The sequence below is a fragment of the Pseudomonas sp. CP-1 genome, assembly GCF_021213715.1.
GTDB lineage: Bacteria > Pseudomonadota > Gammaproteobacteria > Pseudomonadales > Pseudomonadaceae > Pseudomonas > Pseudomonas aeruginosa.
In genome coordinates this window covers 13,230-35,080 of the sequence record NZ_JAJQKY010000013.1, presented here as the reverse complement: position 1 = coordinate 35,080, position 21,851 = coordinate 13,230, and the positions used below count along the sequence as shown (strand labels likewise).

The window sequence follows — 21,851 nt, the reverse complement described above, 5'->3', positions numbered from 1 at the left end:
AGGAGTCTGGACCGGCCCGGCGCGAGGGGGTTCAGGTGGCGTGCCGGGCGGTCCGCGACCGCCCATCCAGGGCCTTGAACCGGAAGACGCGGGGAGCGCCGAAAGACAAACGTCCCTGTCTTCCGGAGGAGCCCATGACCACCTACGAAATCCAGCACATGCGCGGCTGGCGGCGTTTCGCCCGCACCGTGCGCGCCGCCAGCCGGGCCGAGGCGGAACGCCTGTGCCTGCCCTGGGAGTGGGTGGATGGCGAGGTCCTCGCGGTGATTCCGGCCGAGGCCGAGGTGGCCGAGCGCTGGCAGCGCCTGAACGAGGATCTGGTGGAAGGCCTGGAGCGCCTCAGGCGGGACGAGTGACCCGCAGGCCGACCACGGCGATCCGCTCGGCTTCGCGGTAGGCGGGGCTGTCCAACTCTTCGGCGAACACGTCCGGGTCCAGTTCCTGGTAGTCCCAGTCCCACTCCCGAGACGCCAGGCGTTCGCGGATGCGGGCGAGGAACGGATCGCCGCCTTCGACCATCGCCACGCCGGTATACAGCAGCAGGCTGCCGCCGGCTTCCAGGCGCTCGAGGGCGGCATCGACGATTGCCAGCGAGAGCCCGGCGCCGAGCATCCCGCCACCATGCCGGTAGGCGCGCTCCGAGGCATCCAGGAGATAGGGCGGGTTGGCCACGATCAGGTCGAAGCGACCGGGCGCCTGGCTCAGCAGGTCGCTACGCGCCAGGGTCAGGTTACCGACCCCCGCCAGCGCCGCGTTGACCCGCGCCAGGTCGAGCGCCGCCGGATTGATATCCAGCCCGTGTACTTCGGCGTCCGGGCAGGCCATGGCGATGCGGATCGCGCCGGGGCCGGCGCCGCAGCCGATATCCGCCGCACGGCGGATGCGTGCCGGATCGGACGATGCCAGGTGGCTGCGGATCAGCCGGTCGAAGCGGTAGGTGTCGGGTCCGAAGAACACCGCGTCGGCGGCCAGGGTAGGGAAGGCCGAATGGACGAACAGTTGCTCGCCGAGGCTGGAGACGCGCACCTGGCTGCGCCAGCCGTCCGCCTCGCGGCGGATCAGGTCGGCGCCGGCAAGAAGGGTCAGCCAGTCGGCCGGCAGGCTTTCCCCGGCGAATGCCCGGCTCCAGCCGAAGATGCCGGCCAGGTCCCGGGCCATGCGGTTTTCCGGGCGGGCGTTGACGCGCTCATGGGTAGCCGGGGTGACGGTGACGAAACGGTAGTCCTGGCCTCGCAACCAGTTGCCGAGGCTGACCAGGACGTCCAGGCGCGGATCATTCAGGCTGGGCATGGGCGGCCCTCCAGCGCTGGCTGAACATCCGCGTGGCAAGGAGACCGGCGGGTCCGTGGTGGAGGTGCGGGGCCATCAGTTCGAGAAGGCGTGCGACGCCCTGCTCGGGGGATAGCCGCAGCAGCTCGCGTCGCAGCGCGACCTGCTCGGCGTCCACGTCGCTGCCCGCCGTCGCCGGCTCCGCCAGCGGCGCAAGCGGGTCCCTGTCCGCCGGAGCGGGGGCTTGCCAGTCGCCAGCGATCCAGTCGTACAGCAACTGCCGCTCGTAGGGAGTGAAGACTCCGAACATCGCCGCCCGGTCGCCCTCGATCAGGCTCCAGAAACGGCTGCCGCGCGGATCGGCATGGCGCCGGATCCAGCCCTCTTCCTCCAGGCAGGCGAGAAACGCCGGGAACCGCCCGGGCACCGCCAGCCACTGGTTCACCGTGCGCCCGCCGATCCGGCAACGATCCGAATGCATACCGGCGGCGTAGGGGCGCTTGCGCTCGAACATGGCCAGCAATTCTTCCTCGAGATCGAAGCCGTCGATCACCTGCTCGGTGCTCAGGCCGACCTCGTTCAGGCGGTAGCCGTTCCTCACCCGTTCGAGGAAGGCCGCGCGCCCGCCAAGCTGCGGCAGGTTGTCGTAGAGCGCGCGCAGGGCCTTGCGCGCATGTCCGCTGGCGGCGTTGTCGATGGTCACGTGCAACTGGAAGTAGTAGGAGTCGAAGCCCAGCTCGCGCAGCTCCTGAGTGGTGATCAACAGGTGCAGCGGCGGTTGCTCGTAGCCGAGGTTGTAGCCGATCACTTCGGGCAGGTAGTCCGTGGCGAGGTGGCCGAGGGCGAGTTGCTGGGTGCCCTGCAGGTAGTGCAGGTCGCTGAGGCCTTCGACTTCCTCGCTGCCGATGCTGGCCAGCAGGCGCCGGTAGAGCAGGACGTGGTTGCGTGCCGGGACGCCGTCGCCGAGTTCTTCGAGGAAGGTCTCCAGCAGCGGCCGCAGGCGTTCCTCGCCATGATGCGGCAACAGCCCATAGAGCCAGGCGCCATCGACCAGCTTGGTCGGGGCCACGCTGCGAATGAAGTGCATCGCCTGGGAGGGAACCTGGAAGTAGCGTCGCCCTTCGCCGCGCCGACGTGCCCGGAGGTATTCGGCATGCGCCTCGGCGGTGCGCCGGGCCCCGGCATCGAGCCAGGCCGGCCAATCGGCGGGGTCCTCCGGCAGGTCGTCGTCATGGGTGGCGGCCAGGCTCAATTGCTGGTCGAGGAACTCGCCGGCGGCTTCGAGGTGCTCGCGGGGCTCGTCGAGCAGGGCGTGGTACAGGTCGCGGACCCTGGGCGAAGGGCTTGCACTGGAGGCAGGGAGGGGCGAAGACAGGCTCATGTCGCGTTCCTTGTCGTGGGTTTGCGGGGGCGGCCGGGGCGACCACACATATGGGTGCGAGTGACACCAGGGGAAAAAGGTTTCACTGGCAGGATCGGTGGCGCGCCGGGGAACCTCACGGCGGAAAAAACGAACCTCGACGGCACTCCGGCGTCTTCCCGAGACAAACCCCGGGAGCTGCGCCGATGACCCACGACCTGGCCGCCAGCGGCCTTCGCTTCGGCATCGAGGAAGAATTCTTCTTGCTCGATGCCTCCGACCTGGACATCGTCCGCTCCGCACCCGCCGGATTCGTCGCGGCCTGCCGTGACACGCTCGGCGAGCATTTCGCCGAGGAGATGTTCGAATGCCAGGTCGAGGTGGCCAGCCCGGTGTTCTCCACCCTGGCCGAGGCCGCGCGCTTCCACGGTCAGGCCCGGCAACGCCTGGCGCATCTGGCCATGGAATTCGGCCTGCGCTCGCTCTGCGTCGGCACCCACCCCTTCGCCGACTGGCGGCGGGCGCGAAGCAACCCGGCGGCGCACTTCGCCCGCCTGTTCGAGGACCAGGGGCGGGTGGCCCGGCGCAGCCTGGTCTGCGGCCTGCACGTGCATGTGGAGATACCGCCGAGCCACGACCGCATGGCCGTGCTCCAGCGCGTGTTGCCGTGGCTGCCGCTGCTGCTGGCGTTGAGCGCATCCTCGCCGTTCCGCGGCGGCCGGCGCAGCGGTCTGGCGAGCTATCGACGGGCACTCTGCGGCGAGTGGCCGAGGATGAACATTCCTCCGGCCTTGCCCGACGAGGACGCCTATCGCCGCCACCTGGCGCTGCTGCGCGAGGCCGGCTGCATCCGCGAGGATGGCCAGGTCTGGTGGATGATCCGGCCGTCTTCCCATGTGCCGACCCTGGAGCTGCGTATCTGCGACGCCTGCCCGCGCCTGGCCGACGCGCTGAGCCTGGCCGGGCTGTTCAGGGCGCTGGTGGGCGAAGCGCTGGGCGCGGGCCCGCGTGCGTTGCCGGTCGCGCGCGACGCCTGCCTGGAGGAAAACTATTGGCAGGCGCTGCGTTACGGTTGCGCCGGCCGCTATCTCGTCGACGGCCGCTGCGTAGGTGCCGGGGACTGGCTGGAAATGGCCTGGCGACAGTGCCGGCCGCAGGCCCGCCAGGGCAACGAATGGGCCTACGAGCATGCCCGTGGATTGCTCGGAGAGACCTCCGCCAGTCGCCAGTTGCGGCGCTACCAGACATTGCGCGCAGCGGGCCAGGAACGGCACGTGGCGCTGCGCCGGCTGGTGGAAGAACTGCTGGAGGAGAATCTCCAGCCGGCCTTGGCCGGTCCGGCCGGCAAGCGCGCCCACGAAGGCGGCCGGTCATTCCGTCCGGCCGCTGGAGCGCCGATGTCAATCCGCGGTCAGGAGTAGGGAGAACGTCACAGGGGGTTCGCCACCATGAGCTTTTCCCGATTCGCCCAACGCCTGTCCAACTGGAGCGGCCGGCCGCCGACCTTCGTCATCGCCCTCGGATTGATCCTGGCATGGGCGATCAGCGGGCCGTTCTTCGACTTCAACGATACCTGGCAACTGGTGATCAATACCTCGACCACCATCGTTACCTTCCTCATGGTCTTCCTCATCCAGAACACCCAGAACCGCGATACCGATGCGCTGCACATCAAGATCGACGAACTGCTGCGCAGCACCCGGCGCGCCCACAACGCGCTGCTCGGACTCGACGACCTGGACGCCGACACCTTGCGCGAACTGCGTGAGCGCTACCAGCGGATGGGTGAGCGGGATGGAGATACGCCGCAGGGCGTAGCCAGCGAAGAAGCCCGCGAATGCGCCTGCGAGGAACGACAGCGCGACGCCTGAAGCCTCCCTGCGTAAGGCAGCCGCGTGCTCATCGTGCCTGGTTCCTGGCCGGCACTGCCATTCGTCGCGCCGATGGCTCGCGGCGCAGGCGCGACAATCCTCTGTAGGGAAACCCGTGCAGACCGTCGAGGAACCGATACGGAAAGAGAGGCGAGCATGTCCAAGCAGCACATCATCCATTTCACCGGGCCGATCAATTCGTCCACCTGCGGCAATCTGATCAACACTTGCGCCAAGGTCCTGCAACAGGAGGCCGAGGAGTTGCGGATCAATATCGCCACCATGGGCGGGGAATGCAGCTACGGCTTTACCCTGTACAACTTCCTGCGCGCGCTGCCGGTGCCGATACATACCCACAACCTGGGTACCGTCGAGTCGATGGGCAACATCCTGTTCCTCGCCGGCGAGCGACGCAGCGCCAGTGCCCACAGCAAGTTCCTGTTCCATCCTTTCCACTGGACCCTGCATGGCGCGGTGGACCATGCGCGGATGGCGGAATATGCGATGAGCCTCGACTACGACCTGGAGCTTTACGCCCGGATCGTCGCCGAGAACACCCGTGATGCGCCGGAACGCCTGGACATCCCGAGCTACCTAATGGCCTATCCGCGCATCCTCGGTCCGGAAGACGCCCTGGCTTGCGGACTGATCCATACGGTGGACGATTCGCCTATACCCGCTTCCGCCTGCCAGTGGAGTATCCATTCCTAGCTTCCCCGCGCCGCCCAGCATATTCCGGCAAGCGGAAGGCCTTGGACAGGCGGCAGGATGCCCATGCCGCCGGGGAAAGCGGGCTTTGCCAACGACCTTCGCGCATCAGACCTTACGTTGGAAAAAGTCGAGCGCCTCCTGGAAGCTGGGCCGCAGCGGCACGTTCCAGTCGGGATGGGCGGTGAAGTGATAGCCGTTGCCCTTGATGCACTCGACCAGCAAGGAAAAGCTCTTCCGATCCGCCACCACGCAGACCTCGTCGAAGCGAACGGACTCTTCTCCGAGCCGATGCTCCATGGCCCGGGGAAGGTAGAAGGTGGCCGGGAAGTTGTCACCCATATGGGAGCCTGGGTTGCCCGCATCGTCGCTGTGGTGAAACATCTCCCTGTGCTCCCCCCGGCCCAGGCAGTCATTGAGGGCGTCCACCAGTTGCCGCGTGCGCGGAGTGATGTTTCCCCTGGCCATATCCTCCCTGCCATAGAATCCGTCCTCGCTCAGGGGATCCTTTGCACCGAGAGGGGTGTATCTGACCGCGGTATTCCTTCTTGCATCGAGACCACCACTGCCATGCGCCTCGATCGAGGGCGCTACCAGGAAGAGGTCATAATCGGCGGTCATCGCCAGCCCGCAAGCCGGGCTGGCCAGTACCTGCACCGCTTCCGACCGCCCCAGGCGGCTGATCCTGTAGAGACCGTCCGGCTCCTGGCGGGCCTCGAACTCATAGCGTTTGCCGCTGGGGCCCTGCGCGGTCAGGAGGCGAACCGGCCCGACACCGTCTGCCACCAGGCCGAAATTCCGCACCAGCTCCGCAAGGCGTTGCTGAGAGATACGCAGGTCGGTCTGGGTATAGGCTCCGCCATCCATTCCCTTCGCCACAGCCAGGTTCAGCTTGCGTATTTCCGCCGTGTCGCGGTTTTCCCGCTTGCTGAGATGCTGGTCGACACAGATGAACCCCGCCTGCGGACCCCAGTTCGAGCTTTTCCCCTTCACCGAGAAGCCCTTGGTCGGGAAACCCTCTTCGATCAGCGTAGTGACGATTCTTTCAACCGGGCGAATGCCAAAGACGGTATTCGTCTGCCTGGCCACCGCCTGCATGCGCAAGGCATGTTCGACGGGAACCCCCACCCCCTGCGCATCGAACAGGTCCTGTAGAGCCCGTGCCTGCATATCCGCAGGGCGCAGTAGCGGTCCGGGCTGTGCCGTTGCGTTAGAAACCACCTGACGATGACCGTCGATACGCATGGTTCGTTTTCCCGCATATGCCAAAGAAGGAGTCGAGAATAAGAATCCGGGCAGCGGCGAGATATCAGAAAACGCGGGCAAATTTTTTGTTTTCCGCACGCTGCCCGCGCGAGCGCTAGGTAGATGGCTGCGACGCCGGGAAGAAACTTCGAACTCCCCGCGCGCAATTCAGGGAGAACCACATGGGGCCTCCACGGGTGGGCCGGATTTCCTGCTTGGCACCCTGGGGTAGGCGCGGGTTCGACTTTTCCGCGCGAACGCCTGCACCCCACCTACCAGAATTGGCAGGGGAAGATACCCACCTGTCATGGATCAATGTCCGCGCCCGGCCCGACTCCTAGTGTCGCCGGCTCCCGACTCTCTCTCACGGATGAAAGGGCAATGCACCTTCTTGAACGTCAACACGATATCCAGCCCCTCTCGCGGGCAGACATGACCATCCACCTCAATGGCCAGCCCGTCGCGGCGGCTGCCGGTGAGACCGTGCTCAACGTGCTCAATGCCGTGGGCCTGCGCCGGCTCGCGCGCAACGACCATGGCCAGGCCAGCGGCGCCTTCTGCGGCATGGGCGTATGCCACTGCTGCCTGGTCGCCATTGACGGCCGGCCCAAGCGCCGCGCCTGCCAGACCGTCGTCCGGCCGGGCATGCGGGTGGAAACCGAATGCAACCGCTTCGACCGGGAGGAACGGCCATGAACCTGCGCCCGGCGATCGTCGGCGGCGGCTCGGCCGGCATGGCCGCAGCCATCGAGCTGGCCAGGCGCGGGGTCCCCTGCGTCCTCTTCGACGAGGCCTCGCGTCCCGGCGGGGTGGTCTATCGCGGCCCCTTGCGGGCCGGCGTCGATCCGGCCTACCTCGGCGCGCGCTACACCCGGATGCTGGAAAAACTGCGGCGCGATTTCTCCGCCTGCGCCGGGCACATCGACCTGCGCCTGAACAGCCGCGTGGTCGGCGGCGACGGCCAGCGCCTGATGGTCCTCGACGAGGCGGAACGGCTGCACGAGGTGGAGTATTCGCACCTGCTCCTGGCCACCGGCTGCCATGAGCGCAGCGTGCCGTTCCCCGGCTGGACCCTGCCCGGGGTGATGCTCCTCGGCGGCCTGCAATTGCAGATCAAGAGCGGCGTGGTGAAGCCCCTGGGCGATACCCTGATCGCCGGCAGCGGCCCGCTGCTGCCACTGGTGGCCTGCCAGCTGCATGCGGCCGGGGTACGTGTCGCCGGGGTCTACGAGGCCTGCGCGTTCGGCCGCATGGCCAGGGAAAGCCTGGCGCTGCTGAACAAGCCGCAACTGTTCCTCGACGGCCTGAGCATGCTCGGCTATCTCAAGCTCAACGGCATTCCGCTGCACTATGGCTGGGGCGTGGTGGAGGCCAGCGGCGAGGGGGAACTGACGGAAGTGACGGTAGCGCCCTACGACGAAGAGTGGCGGCCCGACCTGGAAAACGCGCGACCGGTGAAGGCCAGCACCCTGGCGGTCGGCTATGGCTTCATCCCGCGCACCCAGCTCAGCCAGCAGTTGGGCCTGGAGCACGGCTTCAGCGACGACGGATACCTGCGCGCGGAATGCAACGTCTGGCAGCAGAGCAGCCAACCGCACATCCACCTGGCCGGCGACATGGCGGGTATCCGCGGCGGCGAGGCGGCGATGATCGGCGGGCGCATCGCGGCCTTGTCGATCCTCCTGCAACGCGAGGCCATCGCGCCCGCCGAGGCCATCGAACGCCGAGAATCCCATCTCGCCCGCCTGGAGGCGATCAAGCGCTTCCGCGCCGGAGTCGAGCGCTACACCCAGCGCGGCGCCCGCCAGGTCGAACTGGCGCGGGCCGATACGGTTATCTGCCGCTGCGAACAGGTCACCCGCGGCGACATCGAGCGCGCGCTCGAACAGGGCGTGCAAGACATCGCCGGGCTGAAGATGCGCACCCGCGCCGGCATGGGCGACTGCCAGGGGCGGATGTGCATCGGCTACTGCAGCGATCGCCTGCGCCGCGCCACCGGACGCCACGACGTCGGCTGGCTGCGACCGCGTTTCCCGATCGATCCGATCCCGTTTTCCGCATTCCAGAACCTCGGTACGGAAGCCTGAACATGAACAGAACCTATGACATCGTGATTGCCGGCGGCGGCGTGATCGGCGCGTCCTGCGCCTACCAACTGTCCAGGCGCGGCAACCTGCGCATCGCCGTGGTCGACGACAAGCGACCGGGCAACGCCACCCGCGCCTCGGCCGGCGGCCTCTGGGCCATCGGCGAATCGGTGGGGCTGGGCTGCGGGGTGATCTTCTTCCGCATGATGTCCTCCCGCAACCGGCGCGAGGCCCAGGGCGCGGCGGTGGCGGTGGACGCGAGCACGCCGCACATCCTGCCGCCGGCGTTCTTCGACCTCGCCCTGCAATCCAACGCGCTGTACCCGGAACTGCACCGAGAACTGATCGAACGCCACGGGATGGACTTCAAGTTCGAGCGCACCGGCCTGAAATACGTGATCCAGGACGACGAGGATCGCCAGTACGCCGAGCACATCGTGGCGCAGATCCCGCATCTGGCCGAGCAGGTACGCTGGCTGGACCGCGAAGAACTGCGTCGTGCCGAGCCGGCGGTCAGCCACGCGGCCCATGGCGCGCTGGAATTCCTCTGCGACCACCAGGTCAGCCCGTTCCGCCTGGCCGACGCCTACCTGGAGGCGGCGCGCCAGAACGGCGTCGAGCTGTTGCTGGGAACCAACGTCACCGGCGTGCTGCGCCAGGGCCGGCGGATCAGCGGAGTGCGCACGGACAATGCCGGGGTACTGCATTGCCGCACCCTGATCAACGCCGCCGGCGCCTGGGCCGCCGAACTCAGCGAGCTGGCCACCGGCCGGCGCATCCCGGTGAAACCGGTGAAGGGCCAGATCGTCCTCACCGAGCGCATGCCGCGACTGCTGAACGGTTGCCTGACCACCAGCGACTGCTACATGGCGCAGAAGGACAACGGCGAGATCCTGATCGGCAGCACCACCGAGGACAAGGGCTTCGACGTCAGCAACACCTTCCCGGAAATCGCCGGCCTGGTGCAGGGCGCGGTGCGTTGCGTGCCGGAGCTGCAACAGGTCAACCTCAAGCGCACCTGGGCCGGCCTGCGCCCGGGCTCGCCGGACGAACTGCCGATTCTCGGTCCGGTGGCGGAGGTGGAGGGCTACCTGAACGCCTGCGGGCATTTCCGCACCGGCATCCTCACCTCGGCGATCACCGGGGTGCTGCTCGACCGGCTGGTCCACGAAGAGACGCTGCCGCTGGACATCGCGCCGTTCCTCGCCGCGCGCTTCCAGCCGGAGCCTGCCGCCGTGGCGGTCGCGGCCTGCTAGGTCCGCGAGGGGTAAATCCGCGGAGCGGGGCGGGCGCCGGACCGGCGTCCGTTCCGCACGGTTCCCGACAGCGGCGCAGTTGCCGTCGGCGCTATACTCATGGCTCCGAATCATTTCTAGACGACTGGTCTAATTCAAGCTACCGTGCGCCCATGAAACCCAGCTACGACGACACCCGCCAGCATCTGCTCGATACCGGATACCGGATCATGGCGGTCAAAGGCTTCTCCGGCGTTGGCCTCAACGAAATCCTGCAGACCGCGGGCGTTCCCAAGGGCTCGTTCTACCACTACTTCAAATCCAAGGAGCAGTTCGGCCAGGCCCTGCTGGAGGACTATTTCCGCGTCTACCTGGCGGACATGGACCAGCGCTTCGCCGCGCCAGGGCTGAATGCCCGCGAACGGCTGATGAGCTACTGGCAGAAGTGGCTGGACAACGCCTGCCCGCCCTGCGACGAGCAGCGCTGCCTGGTGGTCAAGCTCAGCGCCGAGGTGGCGGACCTTTCGGAAAGCATGCGCATCACCCTGCGCGACGGCTCCGACGGGATCATCGAACGCCTGGTCGGCTGCCTCGGGCAGGGCCGCGACGACGGCTCCCTCGCGCCCTGCGATGCTCGGCACATGGCCAGCGCGCTGTACCAGTTGTGGCTCGGCGCGAGCCTGCTGAGCAAGCTGCACCGCAGCCCGGGACCGCTGGAGACAGCCATGCAGACCACCCGCAGCCTGCTGGAAATCTGAGGTACCGCCAGGAAATACCCGCCCCACAAGAGGCGGGTATTTTTTCGACCCGTCAGTAGTTGACTGGTCTAATTTGCCCGGCGCACGGTATGAGCCGTTCGCCACATGCGTCAGACAGAGGAGTCTGGAAATGTCCCAATCCACGCAGGTCAACCGCCGCATCGTCCTCGCCTCACGCCCCCACGGCGCCCCGACCCGGGATAACTTCCGCATCGAGCAGGTTCCGCTTCCTGAGCCCGGCGCGGGCCAGGTGCTGCTGCGCACCGTCTACCTGTCGCTCGATCCCTACATGCGCGGACGGATGAGCGACGCGCCGTCCTACGCGCCGCCGGTAGAACTCGGCGCGGTCATGGTCGGCGGCACGGTCAGCCGGGTGGAAGCCTCGAACCATCCCGGGTTCAAGGTCGGCGACTGGGTACTCTCGGCCAACGGCTGGCAGGACTACGCGCTTTCCGACGGCAGCGGCCTGGCGCGCCTGGGCGAGTCGCCGGAGCATCCGTCCTACGCCCTGGGCCTGCTCGGCATGCCCGGCTTCACCGCCTACATGGGCCTGCTCGACATCGGCAAACCCCAGGCCGGCGAGACCCTGGTGGTGGGCGCCGCCACCGGGCCGGTCGGCGCCACCGTCGGACAGATCGGCAAGCTCAAGGGCTGCCGGGTGGTCGGCGTCGCCGGCGGTGCGGAAAAATGCCGCCACGCCGTGCAGGTGCTCGGCTTCGATGCCTGCCTCGACCACCATGCCGCGGACTTCGCCGAACGACTGGCCGAGGCCTGCCCGGACGGCATCGACATCTATTACGAGAACGTCGGCGGCAAGGTCTTCGACGCCGTCTTTCCGCTGCTCAACGCCAAGGCCCGGATCCCGGTCTGCGGTATCGTCGCCCACTACAACGACACCGACCTGCCGCCCGGGCCGGACCGCTTGCCGGCGCTGATGGGCACGATCCTGCGCAAGCGCATCAAGGTGCAGGGCTTCATCATCTTCGACGACTACGGCCATCGCTACGATGAATTCCAGCGCGACATGTCGAAGTGGTTCGCCGACGGCCTCATCCAGTACCGCGAAGAGCGGGTCGAAGGCCTGGAGAATGCCCCCGAGGCCTTCTTCGGCCTGCTCCAGGGACGCAATTTCGGCAAGCTGGTGGTGCGCGTCGGAGCCGACGCATGAACCAGGCGATCCGCGTGGTAGCGCTGTTGCAGGCGCGCGAGGGCAGGGCGGCGGAGGTCGAGCGACTGCTGCTGGCCTGCGTGCAGCCGTCGCGGGCCGAGGACGGCTGCCTGTCCTACGTCCTGCACCGGAGCCTCGACGAGGCCGGGCGCTTCGTCTTCGTCGAACGCTGGGCCGACCGCGACGCCATCGAGCGGCACCGACGGATGCCGCACTACAGGGCGATGACCGAGGCCGTCGCCGATCTCCTGGCGGACCGCCAGGTGTTCCTTCTCGAGGAACTGCCAGCGGCCAGCCTGTCTCCGGTAGATCCGGAACCTACAAGACCCCATGAGGAGTGAAACGGATGAAAGTCGGATTTCTGGGCCTGGGCGGCATGGGCGCCGCCATGGCCACCCGCCTGGTGCAGGCGGGACTCGAAGTGACGGTGTGGAACCGTTCCGCGGCGGCCTGCGAGCCCCTGGTGGCGCTGGGCGCTGCCAGGGCGGAGGAGGTCGGCGAGCTGTTCGGCCTCGACGTGGTCATCAGCATGCTGGCGGACGACCAGGCGATTCGCGGCGTGCTGCTCGACAGCGGCGCGCTCGAACGGGCGAGGCCGGGTCTAATCCACCTGAGCATGTCGACCCTGTCGCTCGATTGCGTCGAGGCGCTCGACCAGGCACACCAGCGCCAGGGCATCGCGTTCGTCGCCGCGCCGGTGTTCGGCCGCACCGACGTGGCCGAGGCCGGCAAGCTGAACATCGTCGTCGGCGGTCCGGAGGAAGCCATCGAGCAAGTCAAGGCACTGCTGGAAATTATGGGACAGAAGACATGGTTTTTCGGAAAAGACCCGCGCAGCGCAATGGCGGTGAAGATCTCTGGTAACTTCATGATCGCCAGCGCCATCGAAAGCATGGGCGAAAGCGTCGCCCTGGTGAAGCGCCTGGGCGTCGAGCCCGGCCGGTTCATGGAACTCATGTCCTCGACGCTTTTCGATGCGCCTGTCTATCGCAACTACGGCCCGCAGATCGTCGAGCAGCGTTTCACCCCGGCCAAGTTCCGCCTGGTCCTTGGGTTGAAGGACGTCGACCTGGCGCTGTCCGCCGGCAAGCGCCACAACGTGCCGCTGCCGCTGGCCAGCCTGTTGCACGACGTGTTGCTCGAAGCCATCGCCCATGGCGACGGGGAATCGGACTGGACGGCGCTGGCGAAGGTAGCGTTGTCACGATCGGGACAAATCTGAAAAGGTTCTGCGCACGGCCCGACAGGGCCCGTGAAGCTGTTCGGCAATCTGGCGTGCTTTCCATGAACTCTTTTGACGGGAAGAAGGTATGTCCGAGCGTGAAACGGCTGCCGCGGGTCGGATCAACTGGCGGCGGATCCTGCCGATACTGCTCACCACGTCGTTGGTGGGCAGTGTCTGCGGGATCTTCGTGATCAACGAACTGGATCGCCAGCACGACGGGGCGCACCTGGCGTCCTACACCGAAATGGCCCTGGAGCGGGCGCTGGAGATTTCCTCCGCGGCCGAGCAGATGCTCCACGAGATGAACGCCGGCGGCCCCGCGGCCTGCAGCGACCAGGACCTGGAGGCGCTGCGCTCCATCGTGCTCGAATCGCGCTTCATGAGCGACGTCGGCCGGGTCAGCGGCAATCGCATCGTCTGTACCGGCGTCCGCGGCCGGCTACGATCGCCGTGGGGGCTGGCTGCGCCCGACCGGATCGACGCCAGAGGCACCCGCTTCTGGTCGGAGGGCATGCCCTTGCCCCTGCAGATGCTGCCTTCCGGCCTGGTCGGGCGCGGCAACGCCATCCTCTTCATCGCCCCGCATGCCTACTTCGATGTCGACCACCCGGACCCGGGCATCTCGGCGGCGGCCGTCAGCCGCGGCGGCGACTACATCTACCACCGTTTCGCCTGGGACGACGACCAGCCCCTCGAGGCGCTCGGCCGGCCCGGCTGGCCGCGCTTCATCGGCGCCCGGCAGATAAGCCTGTGCGACCCGACGCAGGACATCTGCGTGGTCTCCCTTCTCCGTGAACGCGGCCTGCTTGGCACCGAGCCCGGACGCGCGGCCATGGCCGCGGCGATCGGCGGCGGGCTGTTGTTCGGCGTCATGCTGCTGCTCAGCTACCTGTTCGGCTTCCTCAACGACGAAAAACTGCCGGCCAGGCTGCTGCGCGCGTTGAAGCGCGAGGCCCTGGAGGTGCACTACCAGCCCATCGTGCGCCTGGCCAGCGGCCGCTGCGCCGGGGTCGAGGCCCTGGCGCGCTGGACCGATAGCAGCCTGGGGCGGGTTTCCCCGGATGTCTTCATCGGCGCCCTGGAGGAGAGCGGCGACATCGAACTGCTGACCCGTTTCGTCTTCCGCCGCGCCCTGAAGCAGCTCGGGCCGTTGCTGAGGGAGCAGCGGAGCTTCTACGTCAGTGTCAACGTCACCGGCAAGGACATCGCCGACCCCGGTTTCATCGATTTCGCCATGCGCCAGATGGCCAGGGAAAGCGTGCGCCCGGAACAGGTCGCGCTGGAACTGACCGAGCGCACCACCGAGGCCCAGGGCTGCCTGCTGGCCGGGATGAACCGCCTGCGCGAACTCGGCCTGAAGATCTACGTGGACGATTTCGGCACCGGCCATTCGAACCTGGTCTACCTGGCCAACCTGCCGGTCGACGCGATCAAGATCGACAAGGTCTTCACCCAGTCCATCGGCGACAGCAGCGCCGTCGAACTGATCTTCGACAAGCTCTGCTCGATGGCCGAGCACCTGGAGATCGGCGTAGTCGTCGAAGGGATCGAGACACAGGCCCAGGCCGACCACGTGCTGCGCCGCTCGCCCGAGGCCCTCGGCCAGGGCTGGCATTTCGGCAAGGCACTGCCGCTGGAGGCCTTCCTCTGCTACTACCGGAACCAGCCGACGGGCCGCTAGGGCGGGCCTTTCGCAGGGGCGTCGCGCTGCGCTAGCATCGGCCGTCCATACCGGACGCGGCCTGGACGGCCGCACTCCGGATCGCACGGATCGGCCGGAAACGGCCGCGATCACCACAGGCCGCCATGCACGCATTCCCCTTCACCCTGGACAACCGACTCGCCGAAGCCCTGCCGCTATGGCGCAACCTGGCCCGCACCGACCGGGCGCCGCGAAGGAACATCGACCTCGCCGACTGGAAAGCCGACTGGCGCGAACTGATCGCCGCGCTCGACAGGTTTTCCCGGAGCCACGGCTATCGCCAGCCATTCGCCGCGCAAGGGCACGCAGCCCTGGAAAACGCCTGGGCCTGGGGCCAGGCCGCGGAAAACGCCAGCACGCTGCTGCTCAAAGCCATCGACCGGGGCCTGGCCGGCGCCGAACTGCGTTCCATCTACCTGGAGACCGCCGCGCTGTGGCTGGACTACAGCCGGCTGCTCGGCGCCGCCCGCGACAGCCTGCGCGAGCAGGGCGAGGTCGACTTCGAGACGGCGCCGGCCCTGGCGCCGCGCACCGGCCAGTACCCGTTCGCGCTGCAACTGCTCGCCATGGGCGTGCTGCTCGACGCCCAGGAGCTAATCCCGGCGCTGGTCGAGGAGGTCCTGCAGTTCGATACCGACCGCCTGCTCGACTATCTCGGCGCGGCCGCCCTCGGCCTGACTTCCGCCAGCGAGGAAACCTTCCATCCACGGCCGTTCGGGCAGTTGCGGGCGTTCTTCGAAGAGGCGGACGGCAGCGACGCCCAGGCGCTGGCGCCTTACCTGCAAAGCCAGTACCGGGAGTTCTTCCAGCTTTCCCCCAAGGCGCAGAAGAAGACCCGCCGCCTGACCGGCCCCTACGCCTGGGGCTGGTGGGCCATGGAGGTGTCGGCGCTGGGCGTGCTCTACGGCTGGGACGATGGCGTCCTGCGCGCCTCGCCGCATTACCTCGGCGACCTGGTCGACTACGCGCGGGCGCGCGGCGACGCCTGAGCCGCCCGCCGCCGCTCAAGCCCGCCGGCGGCGGGCGAGGAACGCGGCGGCCAGGTCGAGGCTGGTGCAGAGCAGGAAGTAGAGCAGGGCGACGAACAGGAAGATCTCCGTCGGGTGGACCATCACCCGGTTGCTCACCTGGGTGGCGACGAAGGACAGCTCGCCGACGCCGATCACGTAGGCCAGGGAAGTGTCCTTGATCAGCGACACCCACTGGTTGAGGAAGGACGGCAGCATCACCGGCAGCGCCTGCGGCAGGATCACCAGGCGCAATACCTGCCACGGCCGCAATCCGAGCGCGCGGGCGGCCGCCCACTGTCCGGCGGGGAGGCTGTGGATGCCGGCGTACACCGAGTGGGCGAGGTAGGCACCGCCGATCAGCGACAGCGCACAGACCACGGTGGCCAGCGCCGGTACGTCGACATGGAAGACGATCGGCAGCAGGAAGTAGGTCCAGAAGATCAGCATCAGCACCGGGATTGCGCGGAAGAAGCCGAGCAACGTCACCAGCAGCAGGCGCGGCTTGCCGGGCAGCACCGCGAGGGCCACGCCGAGGACCAGGCCGAGCACCGCCGAAGCCAGCCCGGAGAGCGACGCCAGCAGCAGGGTCAGCGCCGCTCCGCCGAGCGGGCCGTCCGGGTAGGCGCCGAGCAGCAGGTAGGACAGGTTGTCCGAGATGACCGAGAAATCCATCTCAGGCGCCTCCCTGGCGGTAGCGGCGGGTCTGCTGCAACGCCTGGCCGAAGGCTTCGATCAGGGCGATGGCGCCGATGTAGAGGAGGGTGGCGATGCCGAAGGCCTGGAAGGTCTTGAAGGTCTCGGTTTCCACCTGGCGCGAAGCGTAGGACAGCTCGGCCAGGCCGATGGCCATCGCCAGCGAGGAGTTCTTCAGCGCATTCATGTACTGCCCGAGCAGCGGCGGCAGGGCCGTGCGCAGGGCCTGCGGCAGCACCACCACGCGCCATACCTGGCGCTGGGTCAGCCCCAGGGCGAGGCCGGCGGCACGCTGCTCGGGGCGTACCGAGGCGATGCCGGCGCGGAACTCCTCGGCGACGAAAGCCGAGGTATAGAGGGTCAGCCCCCAGGCAGCGGCGAGGAACTCGAAGGACGGCCAGTCGAGCAAGGGCGTCTCGTGCGGCGTGTTCAGCCAGCTCACCAGCGCCTCCGGCAGCAGCGCGGGAACGCCGAAGTACCAGAAGAACAGCTGCACCAGCAGCGGGGTATTGCGGAACAGCGCCAGGTAGGCGCGCGCCGGCCAGGACAGCAGGCGCCGGCGCGACAGCCGGGCGATGGCCAGGGGGGCGCCGATCAGGGTGGCGAGCAGGCAACTGAGCAGGGCAAGACCGAGGGTCAGCAGGAAGCCGTCGAGCAACCAGCGCAGGTACTGCGGGGCGAGAAGTTCGCCGAACATGTGCGGGATTCCGTCGGGTAGAACGAAAAACGCGCCTCAGCGAAGTGAGGCGCGCGGGTCGTGCGGGCGAAGCGGGCCGCTCAGCTCTTGTCGCCGATCTTGTACAGGCGCGCCAGCGGGGTCTTGGTCTGCGGACCGAACCAGGTGTCGTAGATCTTCTGCGCCTGACCGTCCTGCTCCAGCTCGCGCAGGCTCTTGTCGACGAACTCGGTCAGGGACTTCTCGCCCTTGGGAATACCGACGCCGATCAGGTCGTTGGAAATGGTGAAGGGCGGCACTTCGTACTTGTCGCGGTCGGGCACGTTGGCCAGCAGGCCGATCAGCTTCGGACCGTCCTGGGTGATGGCCTGGACCTGGCCGTTGCGCAGGGCGGTGAAAGCGAAGGGCGTGTCGTCGTAGGCGATGACCTTGGCGCCGGGGAACTTCTCGCGCAGCACGCCTTCGTTGACCGTGCCCTTGTCCACGCCGACCCGCCACTTGTTGAGGACTTCCGGCGAGGTCAGGGTGCCTTTCTTGACGATGAACTGCTGGCCGGAGGAGAAGTAGGGGATGCTGAAGTCCACCTGCTGCGCACGCTCCGGGGTGATGGTGAAGTTGGCCAGGACCAGGTCGACCTTGTTCGCCGTCAGCAGCGGGATGCGGTTGGCCGGGTTGGTCGGCAGCACTTGCAGCCGGACGCCCAGCTTGTCGGCCAGGGCCTTGGCATAGTCGACGTCGAGGCCTTCGATCTGCTTGCTCTTGGCGTCGACGAAGCCGAACGGCGGGTTGCTGTCGAAGGACGCGACGCGCAATACGCCGGCCTTGCGGATGTCCTCCAGGCGGTCGGCCTGGGCCAGGCCGGAGATCAGGGCGAGGGCGAGGGCGGTGATGGCGGGGAGTTTCTTCATGAAAGTTCCAGCTCCTTGTCGGCCGCGATCGACGATCAGGGCCTTGCAATGTGGGGCGGACATTCCGGATGGGAATGCCGCCATGTCGGCGCGGGGGTATCCCGTGGCGAAGGGAGTTTGGCAGGGGCCAAGGGTCGGGAGAAAAGAATGAATCGATCTATCTTATTTCCAGACGAAATAAGAGGTATGAAAACAAGGATTCAAGGAAATAAAAACGATAGCGTAACGCCATGGTCCGCAGGGCTTCCGCGTCGGGGGTTCGTCGTCGAGAAGGAAGGCCGGGGCCCGGCGGCCCCGTCAGCGGCTGTCCCGGCAGTCGATCACGCTGGCGTTGGTGATGATGTCCCGGCTGTCGGTGTACAGGGTGATGCTGCAGAAATAGTCGAGGATGGTCTCGTTCTCGTAGTAGCCGGTCTTGCGATAGACCGCCTCGCTGCTCACCGGCGCCATGCCGGCGACCCCCTGGCCACCGACACCGACCCAGGTCTCGCGCTGGCCGACGTACTCGGTGCCGGTCTGTATGAAGACCTTGTCCGGCCCCATGTGGGTCCGCACGCGGTTCCAGGCGTAGAAGCCGCCGCTACCGTAGGACGAAGGGCCGAGGCCCTGGTCGGGCTTGCCGAACAGTTCGAAGGCCTTGCCGGCGGGCTGGCCGATGAGCTTCTGCGCGGCGACCTTGACCTCGTTGTCGCGATTCCCCGACTGACCGAGGGAGGCGCAGGCGCTGAGACCGAGGACGAGCAGGGCGAGACCGAAGGGCTTGATCGAGGGCATGGCATTCACTCCGTTGAAATGCCCGAGGATGTTAGAGGTCCAGCCGGCTCGCGGCTATTAGCTCATTTGTGCTAGTGCCGCTCACTTCGCCAGGTGCCGCGCCTGTTCGGCATGTACGCTGGCCATGAAGGTCTGCATGGCCGAGGAGTGGACCCGGTTGCGTCGGGTGATCAGGCCATAGGGCGGCAGGCGCGGCTCCAGCTGGATCGGCAGGATCGCCAGCAGGTGCTTGCCCGGGTAGTCCTCGATCACCGAGCGTGGAGTGATGCCGATCATGTCGGTCTGTTGCAGCAGGGAGAGCAGGGTCATGATCGAGGTGGTCTCGACGATACTGCTCGGCAGGTCGATGCGCGCATTGTGGAAGGCCTGGTTGACGATCCCGCGCATCGGGCTGGGGTGCTGCTGCAACACCCAGGTCAGCTCCTGCAACTCGCCCCAGTCCAGCTTGCGTGCCTGCGACAACGGGTTCTGCGCGCCGACCACCACGCAGAGCTCTTCCTCGCCGAGGCTGTCGAACACCAGGTCGTCGGTGCGCGCGCCGCTGGGGATGCGTCCGAGCACCACGTCCAGCTGGTCCTGTTGCAGGGCCTGGACCAGCACGTCGCTGGTGTCCACCTGGATGCTCATCGACAGCCGTGGATGACTCTGCTTCAGGGTCGCGATGGTGCGCGTCAGCAGGCTCGAGGCCAGCGCCGGGATCGCTCCGACGGTGACCCGGCCGAGGTTGCCGGATTCCAGGGCAACCAGTTCCTCGCGCATCCCGGACAGCTCGGCGAAGATCATCCGCGAGTAATAGATCAGCGTCTCGCCGAAAGGCGTCGCGCGCATGCCGCGCGGCAAACGCTCGAACAACTCGACGCCGAGCAGGTCTTCGGCCTCGTGGAGCATCTTGGTCGCCGCCGGCTGGGTCATGCCGATCTCGTCGGCGGCGCGGCGCAGCGAGCCGAGTTCCTCCAGGGCCAGCATCAGGCGCAACTGGCGCAGGCGCAGGCGGCTGTGGATGATGCTGGCGTCGGGAATCCGGGACATGGCGTATCTCGCTGGCGGCGGGGAGACCCAGGGTGACAAGAAATCCACCCCGCCGCCAGACGCAGGCTCAGGCGGCATGCCGGAGACTCCGCCGGCCACGCCGGAACAGCGCCCCGGCGCACCGCGCCAGCAACGGCCAGAGCAGCATCGCCAGCGCCGCGCCGGTCAGGCTGGCCACAAGCGGGTTGGACCAGAACACCGAGAGTTGCCCGTCGGAGAACAGCATCGACTGGCGGAACGCGTCCTCGGCCTTGTCGCCGAGCACCGCGGCGAGCACCAGCGGGGCGATGGGGTAGCCGAGTTTCTTGAACAGGTAGCCGAGCGCGCCGAACAGCAGCATCAGGACCACGTCGAGCATGGCATTGTGCACCGAGTAGGCGCCGATGGCGCAGACCATGACGATGATCGGCGCGACGATGGCGAACGGAATCCGCAGGATCGAGGCGAACAGCGGCACGGTCGCCAGTACCACGATCAGGCTGACCACGTTGCCCAGGTACATGCTGGCGATCAGGCCCCAGACGAAGTCGTGCTGTTCGACGAACAGCGTCGGCCCGGGATGCAGCCCCCAGATCATCAGGCCACCGAGCATCACCGCGGCGGTCGCCGAGCCGGGGATGCCGAGCGTCAGCATCGGCAGCAGGGCGCTGGTGCCGGCGCTATGGTCGGCAGTCTCCGGAGCGATCACGCCTTCCACCTCGCCCTTGCCGAAGTTCTCGCGGTTCTTCGAGAAGCGCCGCGCCAGGCTGTAGCTCATGAACGAGGCTGCGGTGGGGCCGCCCGGAGTGACGCCCATCCAGCAGCCGACCAGCGCGCTGCGCAGCCAGGTCAGCCAGTAGCGCGGCAGCCTGGCCCAGGTACGCAGGATCACCATCGGCGTGATGCGTGCGCGCTCGCCGCGAAACACCAGGCCTTCCTCCACCGTGCAGAGGATCTCGCCGATGCCGAACAGGCCGATCACCGCCACCTCGAAACTCAGCCCGGAAAGCAGCCAGGGCTGGTCGAAGGTCAGGCGCAGGTCGCCGGACACGGTATCCATGCCCACGGCGGCCATGGCGAAGCCGATGGTCATCGCCACCAGGGTCTTCAGTGGCGGGTTGCGGCTCATGCCGATGAAGGTGCAGAACGCCAGCAGGTAGACGGCGAAGAACTCGGGCGAGCTGAACGCCAGGGCGAAGCGAGCGATATGGGTGGACAGGAAGGTCAGCAGCAGCACGCCGACCAGCGCCCCGAGGAGCGCCGAGGTGAAGGCGGCGGTCAGCGCTTCGCCGGCCTGGCCGTTGCGCGCCATCGGGTAGCCGTCGAAGGTGGTGGCCACCGACGAGGGCTCGCCGGGGATGTTGAACAGGATCGAGGTGATCGAGCCACCGAACAACGCGCCCCAGTACATGCAGGAAAGCAGGATGATCGCCGACACCGGCGACATGCTGAAGGTCAGCGGCAGCAGCAGCGCCACCCCGTTCGGCGCACCGAGGCCCGGCAGCACGCCGACCAGGATGCCGAGCAGCACGCCGATCACCATCAGGCCGAGGTGATGGGCGCTGAGGACCAGGCTCATGCCCTGCATCAGGGAATCGAATTCGCTCATGGCCTGGCGCTCCCGACGAAGGCCGCGAGGTCGGCCAGTATTCCGGCATCCAGCGGCACCTTGAACCAGACGGCGAAGACCAGGTAGCTGGCCAGCGCCGCGCCGCAGGACAGCGTGACGATCAGCGGCACGCCGTAGGGTTTGTCGCGGCTGCGGTCGCGCCACATGAACCAGGCGATGAACAACGCGGAGGCGAGGTAGATCCCGGCGAACGGCATGGCCGCCACGTAGGCGGCGATCGGCAGGAACACCGCAAGCACCCGGCGAAAGGCCGCGCGGGCGACGAACGAGGTACCCAGCGCCCGCCAGCGGCACAGGGCCATGAGCTGGTTGCCGAGGCTGGCGGCGCTCAGCAGCAGGCCGATGTAGAAGGGGAAATAGCCGGCCTCGGGGCCGCTGTCGCCCCAGCCGATGCCGATATCCTGGCTGCCGTACATGACGATCGCGCCGAGCGCGGCGGTGAACAGCGCCAGGCCGATCTCCACCCAGCGGGTGGCGACCAGCGGCGCATTGGATGAGCTGGACATGTTCGTCTCCTGGTCGCG

23 protein-coding genes are annotated in these 21,851 nt (G+C 67.5%); 13 read left to right on the top strand and 10 right to left on the bottom strand.

Going from position 1 to position 21,851, the window contains the following annotated elements:
* Window positions 1-134: 134 nt before the first annotated feature.
* Window positions 135-356: a hypothetical protein gene (locus LT948_RS22835; protein WP_009876384.1), complete on the top strand. Its 222-nt coding sequence runs from the start codon at window positions 135-137 to the stop codon at window positions 354-356.
* On the opposite strand, the gene LT948_RS22830 is transcribed toward LT948_RS22835, so the two are convergent.
* The gene (locus LT948_RS22830) at window positions 340-1,290 is read right to left on the bottom strand and encodes a methyltransferase (protein WP_009876385.1); all 951 of its coding nucleotides are present in this window, start codon (window positions 1,288-1,290) and stop codon (window positions 340-342) included. The two genes, LT948_RS22835 and LT948_RS22830, sit on opposite strands and share 17 nt — an antisense overlap.
* Complete coding sequence (locus tag LT948_RS22825; RefSeq protein WP_073657403.1) at window positions 1,274-2,650, bottom strand: iron-containing redox enzyme family protein; 1,377 nt, start codon at window positions 2,648-2,650, stop codon at window positions 1,274-1,276. Before LT948_RS22825 ends, LT948_RS22830 begins: the two co-directional genes overlap by 17 nt.
* 185 nt (window positions 2,651-2,835) lie before the next feature.
* On the opposite strand from LT948_RS22825, the gene LT948_RS22820 reads away from it, so the two are divergent.
* From LT948_RS22820 to LT948_RS22810, 3 genes are all read left to right on the top strand, one after another.
* Window positions 2,836-4,050, top strand: a complete 1,215-nt coding sequence (locus LT948_RS22820; protein ID WP_003132111.1) for a carboxylate-amine ligase — start codon at window positions 2,836-2,838, stop codon at window positions 4,048-4,050.
* Window positions 4,051-4,077: 27 nt separating this feature from the next.
* On the top strand, window positions 4,078-4,500 hold the full coding sequence (locus LT948_RS22815) for a low affinity iron permease family protein (RefSeq protein ID WP_003089012.1): 423 nt from the start codon (window positions 4,078-4,080) through the stop codon (window positions 4,498-4,500).
* Between the two features lie 156 nt (window positions 4,501-4,656).
* Window positions 4,657-5,211 carry a ClpP family protease gene (locus LT948_RS22810; protein ID WP_003089015.1) on the top strand — a complete coding sequence of 185 codons (555 nt, stop codon included), beginning with the start codon at window positions 4,657-4,659 and terminating at the stop codon, window positions 5,209-5,211.
* 105 nt (window positions 5,212-5,316) lie between these two features.
* On the opposite strand, the gene exoY is transcribed toward LT948_RS22810, so the two are convergent.
* Window positions 5,317-6,453: a type III secretion system adenylate cyclase effector ExoY gene (gene exoY / locus LT948_RS22805; protein ID WP_023097635.1), complete on the bottom strand. Its 1,137-nt coding sequence runs from the start codon at window positions 6,451-6,453 to the stop codon at window positions 5,317-5,319.
* 381 nt (window positions 6,454-6,834) lie between these two features.
* On the opposite strand from exoY, the gene hcnA reads away from it, so the two are divergent.
* From hcnA to LT948_RS22760, 9 genes are all read left to right on the top strand, one after another.
* Window positions 6,835-7,149, top strand: coding sequence for a cyanide-forming glycine dehydrogenase subunit HcnA (gene hcnA / locus LT948_RS22800; RefSeq protein WP_003132108.1), 315 nt, complete (start codon window positions 6,835-6,837; stop codon window positions 7,147-7,149).
* Window positions 7,146-8,540, top strand: a complete 1,395-nt coding sequence (gene hcnB, locus LT948_RS22795) for a cyanide-forming glycine dehydrogenase subunit HcnB (protein ID WP_073657404.1) — start codon at window positions 7,146-7,148, stop codon at window positions 8,538-8,540. The genes hcnA and hcnB overlap by 4 nt, the downstream gene beginning before the upstream one ends.
* Window positions 8,541-8,542: 2 nt before the next feature.
* Window positions 8,543-9,796, top strand: coding sequence for a cyanide-forming glycine dehydrogenase subunit HcnC (gene hcnC, locus LT948_RS22790; RefSeq protein WP_031756010.1), 1,254 nt, complete (start codon window positions 8,543-8,545; stop codon window positions 9,794-9,796).
* 152 nt (window positions 9,797-9,948) lie between these two features.
* A complete protein-coding gene (locus tag LT948_RS22785) occupies window positions 9,949-10,533 on the top strand; it encodes a TetR/AcrR family transcriptional regulator (RefSeq protein ID WP_003132102.1) in 585 nt (194 codons plus the stop codon).
* Between the two features lie 130 nt (window positions 10,534-10,663).
* Entirely contained in the window at window positions 10,664-11,701 is a 1,038-nt protein-coding gene (locus tag LT948_RS22780; RefSeq protein WP_031686626.1) for an NADP-dependent oxidoreductase, read from the top strand.
* A complete protein-coding gene (locus LT948_RS22775) occupies window positions 11,698-12,042 on the top strand; it encodes a putative quinol monooxygenase (RefSeq protein WP_031640608.1) in 345 nt (114 codons plus the stop codon). The genes LT948_RS22780 and LT948_RS22775 overlap by 4 nt, the downstream gene beginning before the upstream one ends.
* 5 nt (window positions 12,043-12,047) lie before the next feature.
* Window positions 12,048-12,923, top strand: coding sequence for an NAD(P)-dependent oxidoreductase (locus tag LT948_RS22770; protein WP_073657405.1), 876 nt, complete (start codon window positions 12,048-12,050; stop codon window positions 12,921-12,923).
* 88 nt (window positions 12,924-13,011) lie between these two features.
* Window positions 13,012-14,607, top strand: a complete 1,596-nt coding sequence (locus tag LT948_RS22765; protein ID WP_073657406.1) for an EAL domain-containing protein — start codon at window positions 13,012-13,014, stop codon at window positions 14,605-14,607.
* Window positions 14,608-14,732: 125 nt separating this feature from the next.
* Window positions 14,733-15,617: a DUF1911 domain-containing protein gene (locus tag LT948_RS22760; protein WP_003132094.1), complete on the top strand. Its 885-nt coding sequence runs from the start codon at window positions 14,733-14,735 to the stop codon at window positions 15,615-15,617.
* 15 nt (window positions 15,618-15,632) lie between these two features.
* On the opposite strand, the gene LT948_RS22755 is transcribed toward LT948_RS22760, so the two are convergent.
* The 7 genes from LT948_RS22755 to LT948_RS22725 all read right to left on the bottom strand — a co-directional run bounded on the left by LT948_RS22755 (window position 15,633) and on the right by LT948_RS22725 (window position 21,833).
* Window positions 15,633-16,310 carry an amino acid ABC transporter permease gene (locus LT948_RS22755; protein ID WP_003089043.1) on the bottom strand — a complete coding sequence of 226 codons (678 nt, stop codon included), beginning with the start codon at window positions 16,308-16,310 and terminating at the stop codon, window positions 15,633-15,635.
* A 1-nt stretch (window position 16,311) separates the two neighbouring features.
* Window positions 16,312-17,028, bottom strand: a complete 717-nt coding sequence (locus tag LT948_RS22750) for an amino acid ABC transporter permease (RefSeq protein ID WP_003110997.1) — start codon at window positions 17,026-17,028, stop codon at window positions 16,312-16,314.
* 80 nt (window positions 17,029-17,108) lie between these two features.
* Window positions 17,109-17,915, bottom strand: coding sequence for an ABC transporter substrate-binding protein (locus tag LT948_RS22745; RefSeq protein ID WP_003124678.1), 807 nt, complete (start codon window positions 17,913-17,915; stop codon window positions 17,109-17,111).
* A gap of 297 nt (window positions 17,916-18,212) precedes the next feature.
* A complete protein-coding gene (locus tag LT948_RS22740; RefSeq protein WP_003089049.1) occupies window positions 18,213-18,689 on the bottom strand; it encodes a hypothetical protein in 477 nt (158 codons plus the stop codon).
* Window positions 18,690-18,770: 81 nt separating this feature from the next.
* Complete coding sequence (locus LT948_RS22735; RefSeq protein ID WP_003089050.1) at window positions 18,771-19,718, bottom strand: LysR family transcriptional regulator; 948 nt, start codon at window positions 19,716-19,718, stop codon at window positions 18,771-18,773.
* Between the two features lie 67 nt (window positions 19,719-19,785).
* Entirely contained in the window at window positions 19,786-21,306 is a 1,521-nt protein-coding gene (locus LT948_RS22730) for a tripartite tricarboxylate transporter permease (protein ID WP_003089051.1), read from the bottom strand.
* Window positions 21,303-21,833: a tripartite tricarboxylate transporter TctB family protein gene (locus LT948_RS22725; RefSeq protein WP_073657407.1), complete on the bottom strand. Its 531-nt coding sequence runs from the start codon at window positions 21,831-21,833 to the stop codon at window positions 21,303-21,305. Before LT948_RS22725 ends, LT948_RS22730 begins: the two co-directional genes overlap by 4 nt.
* Between the last annotated feature and the right edge of the window lie 18 nt (window positions 21,834-21,851).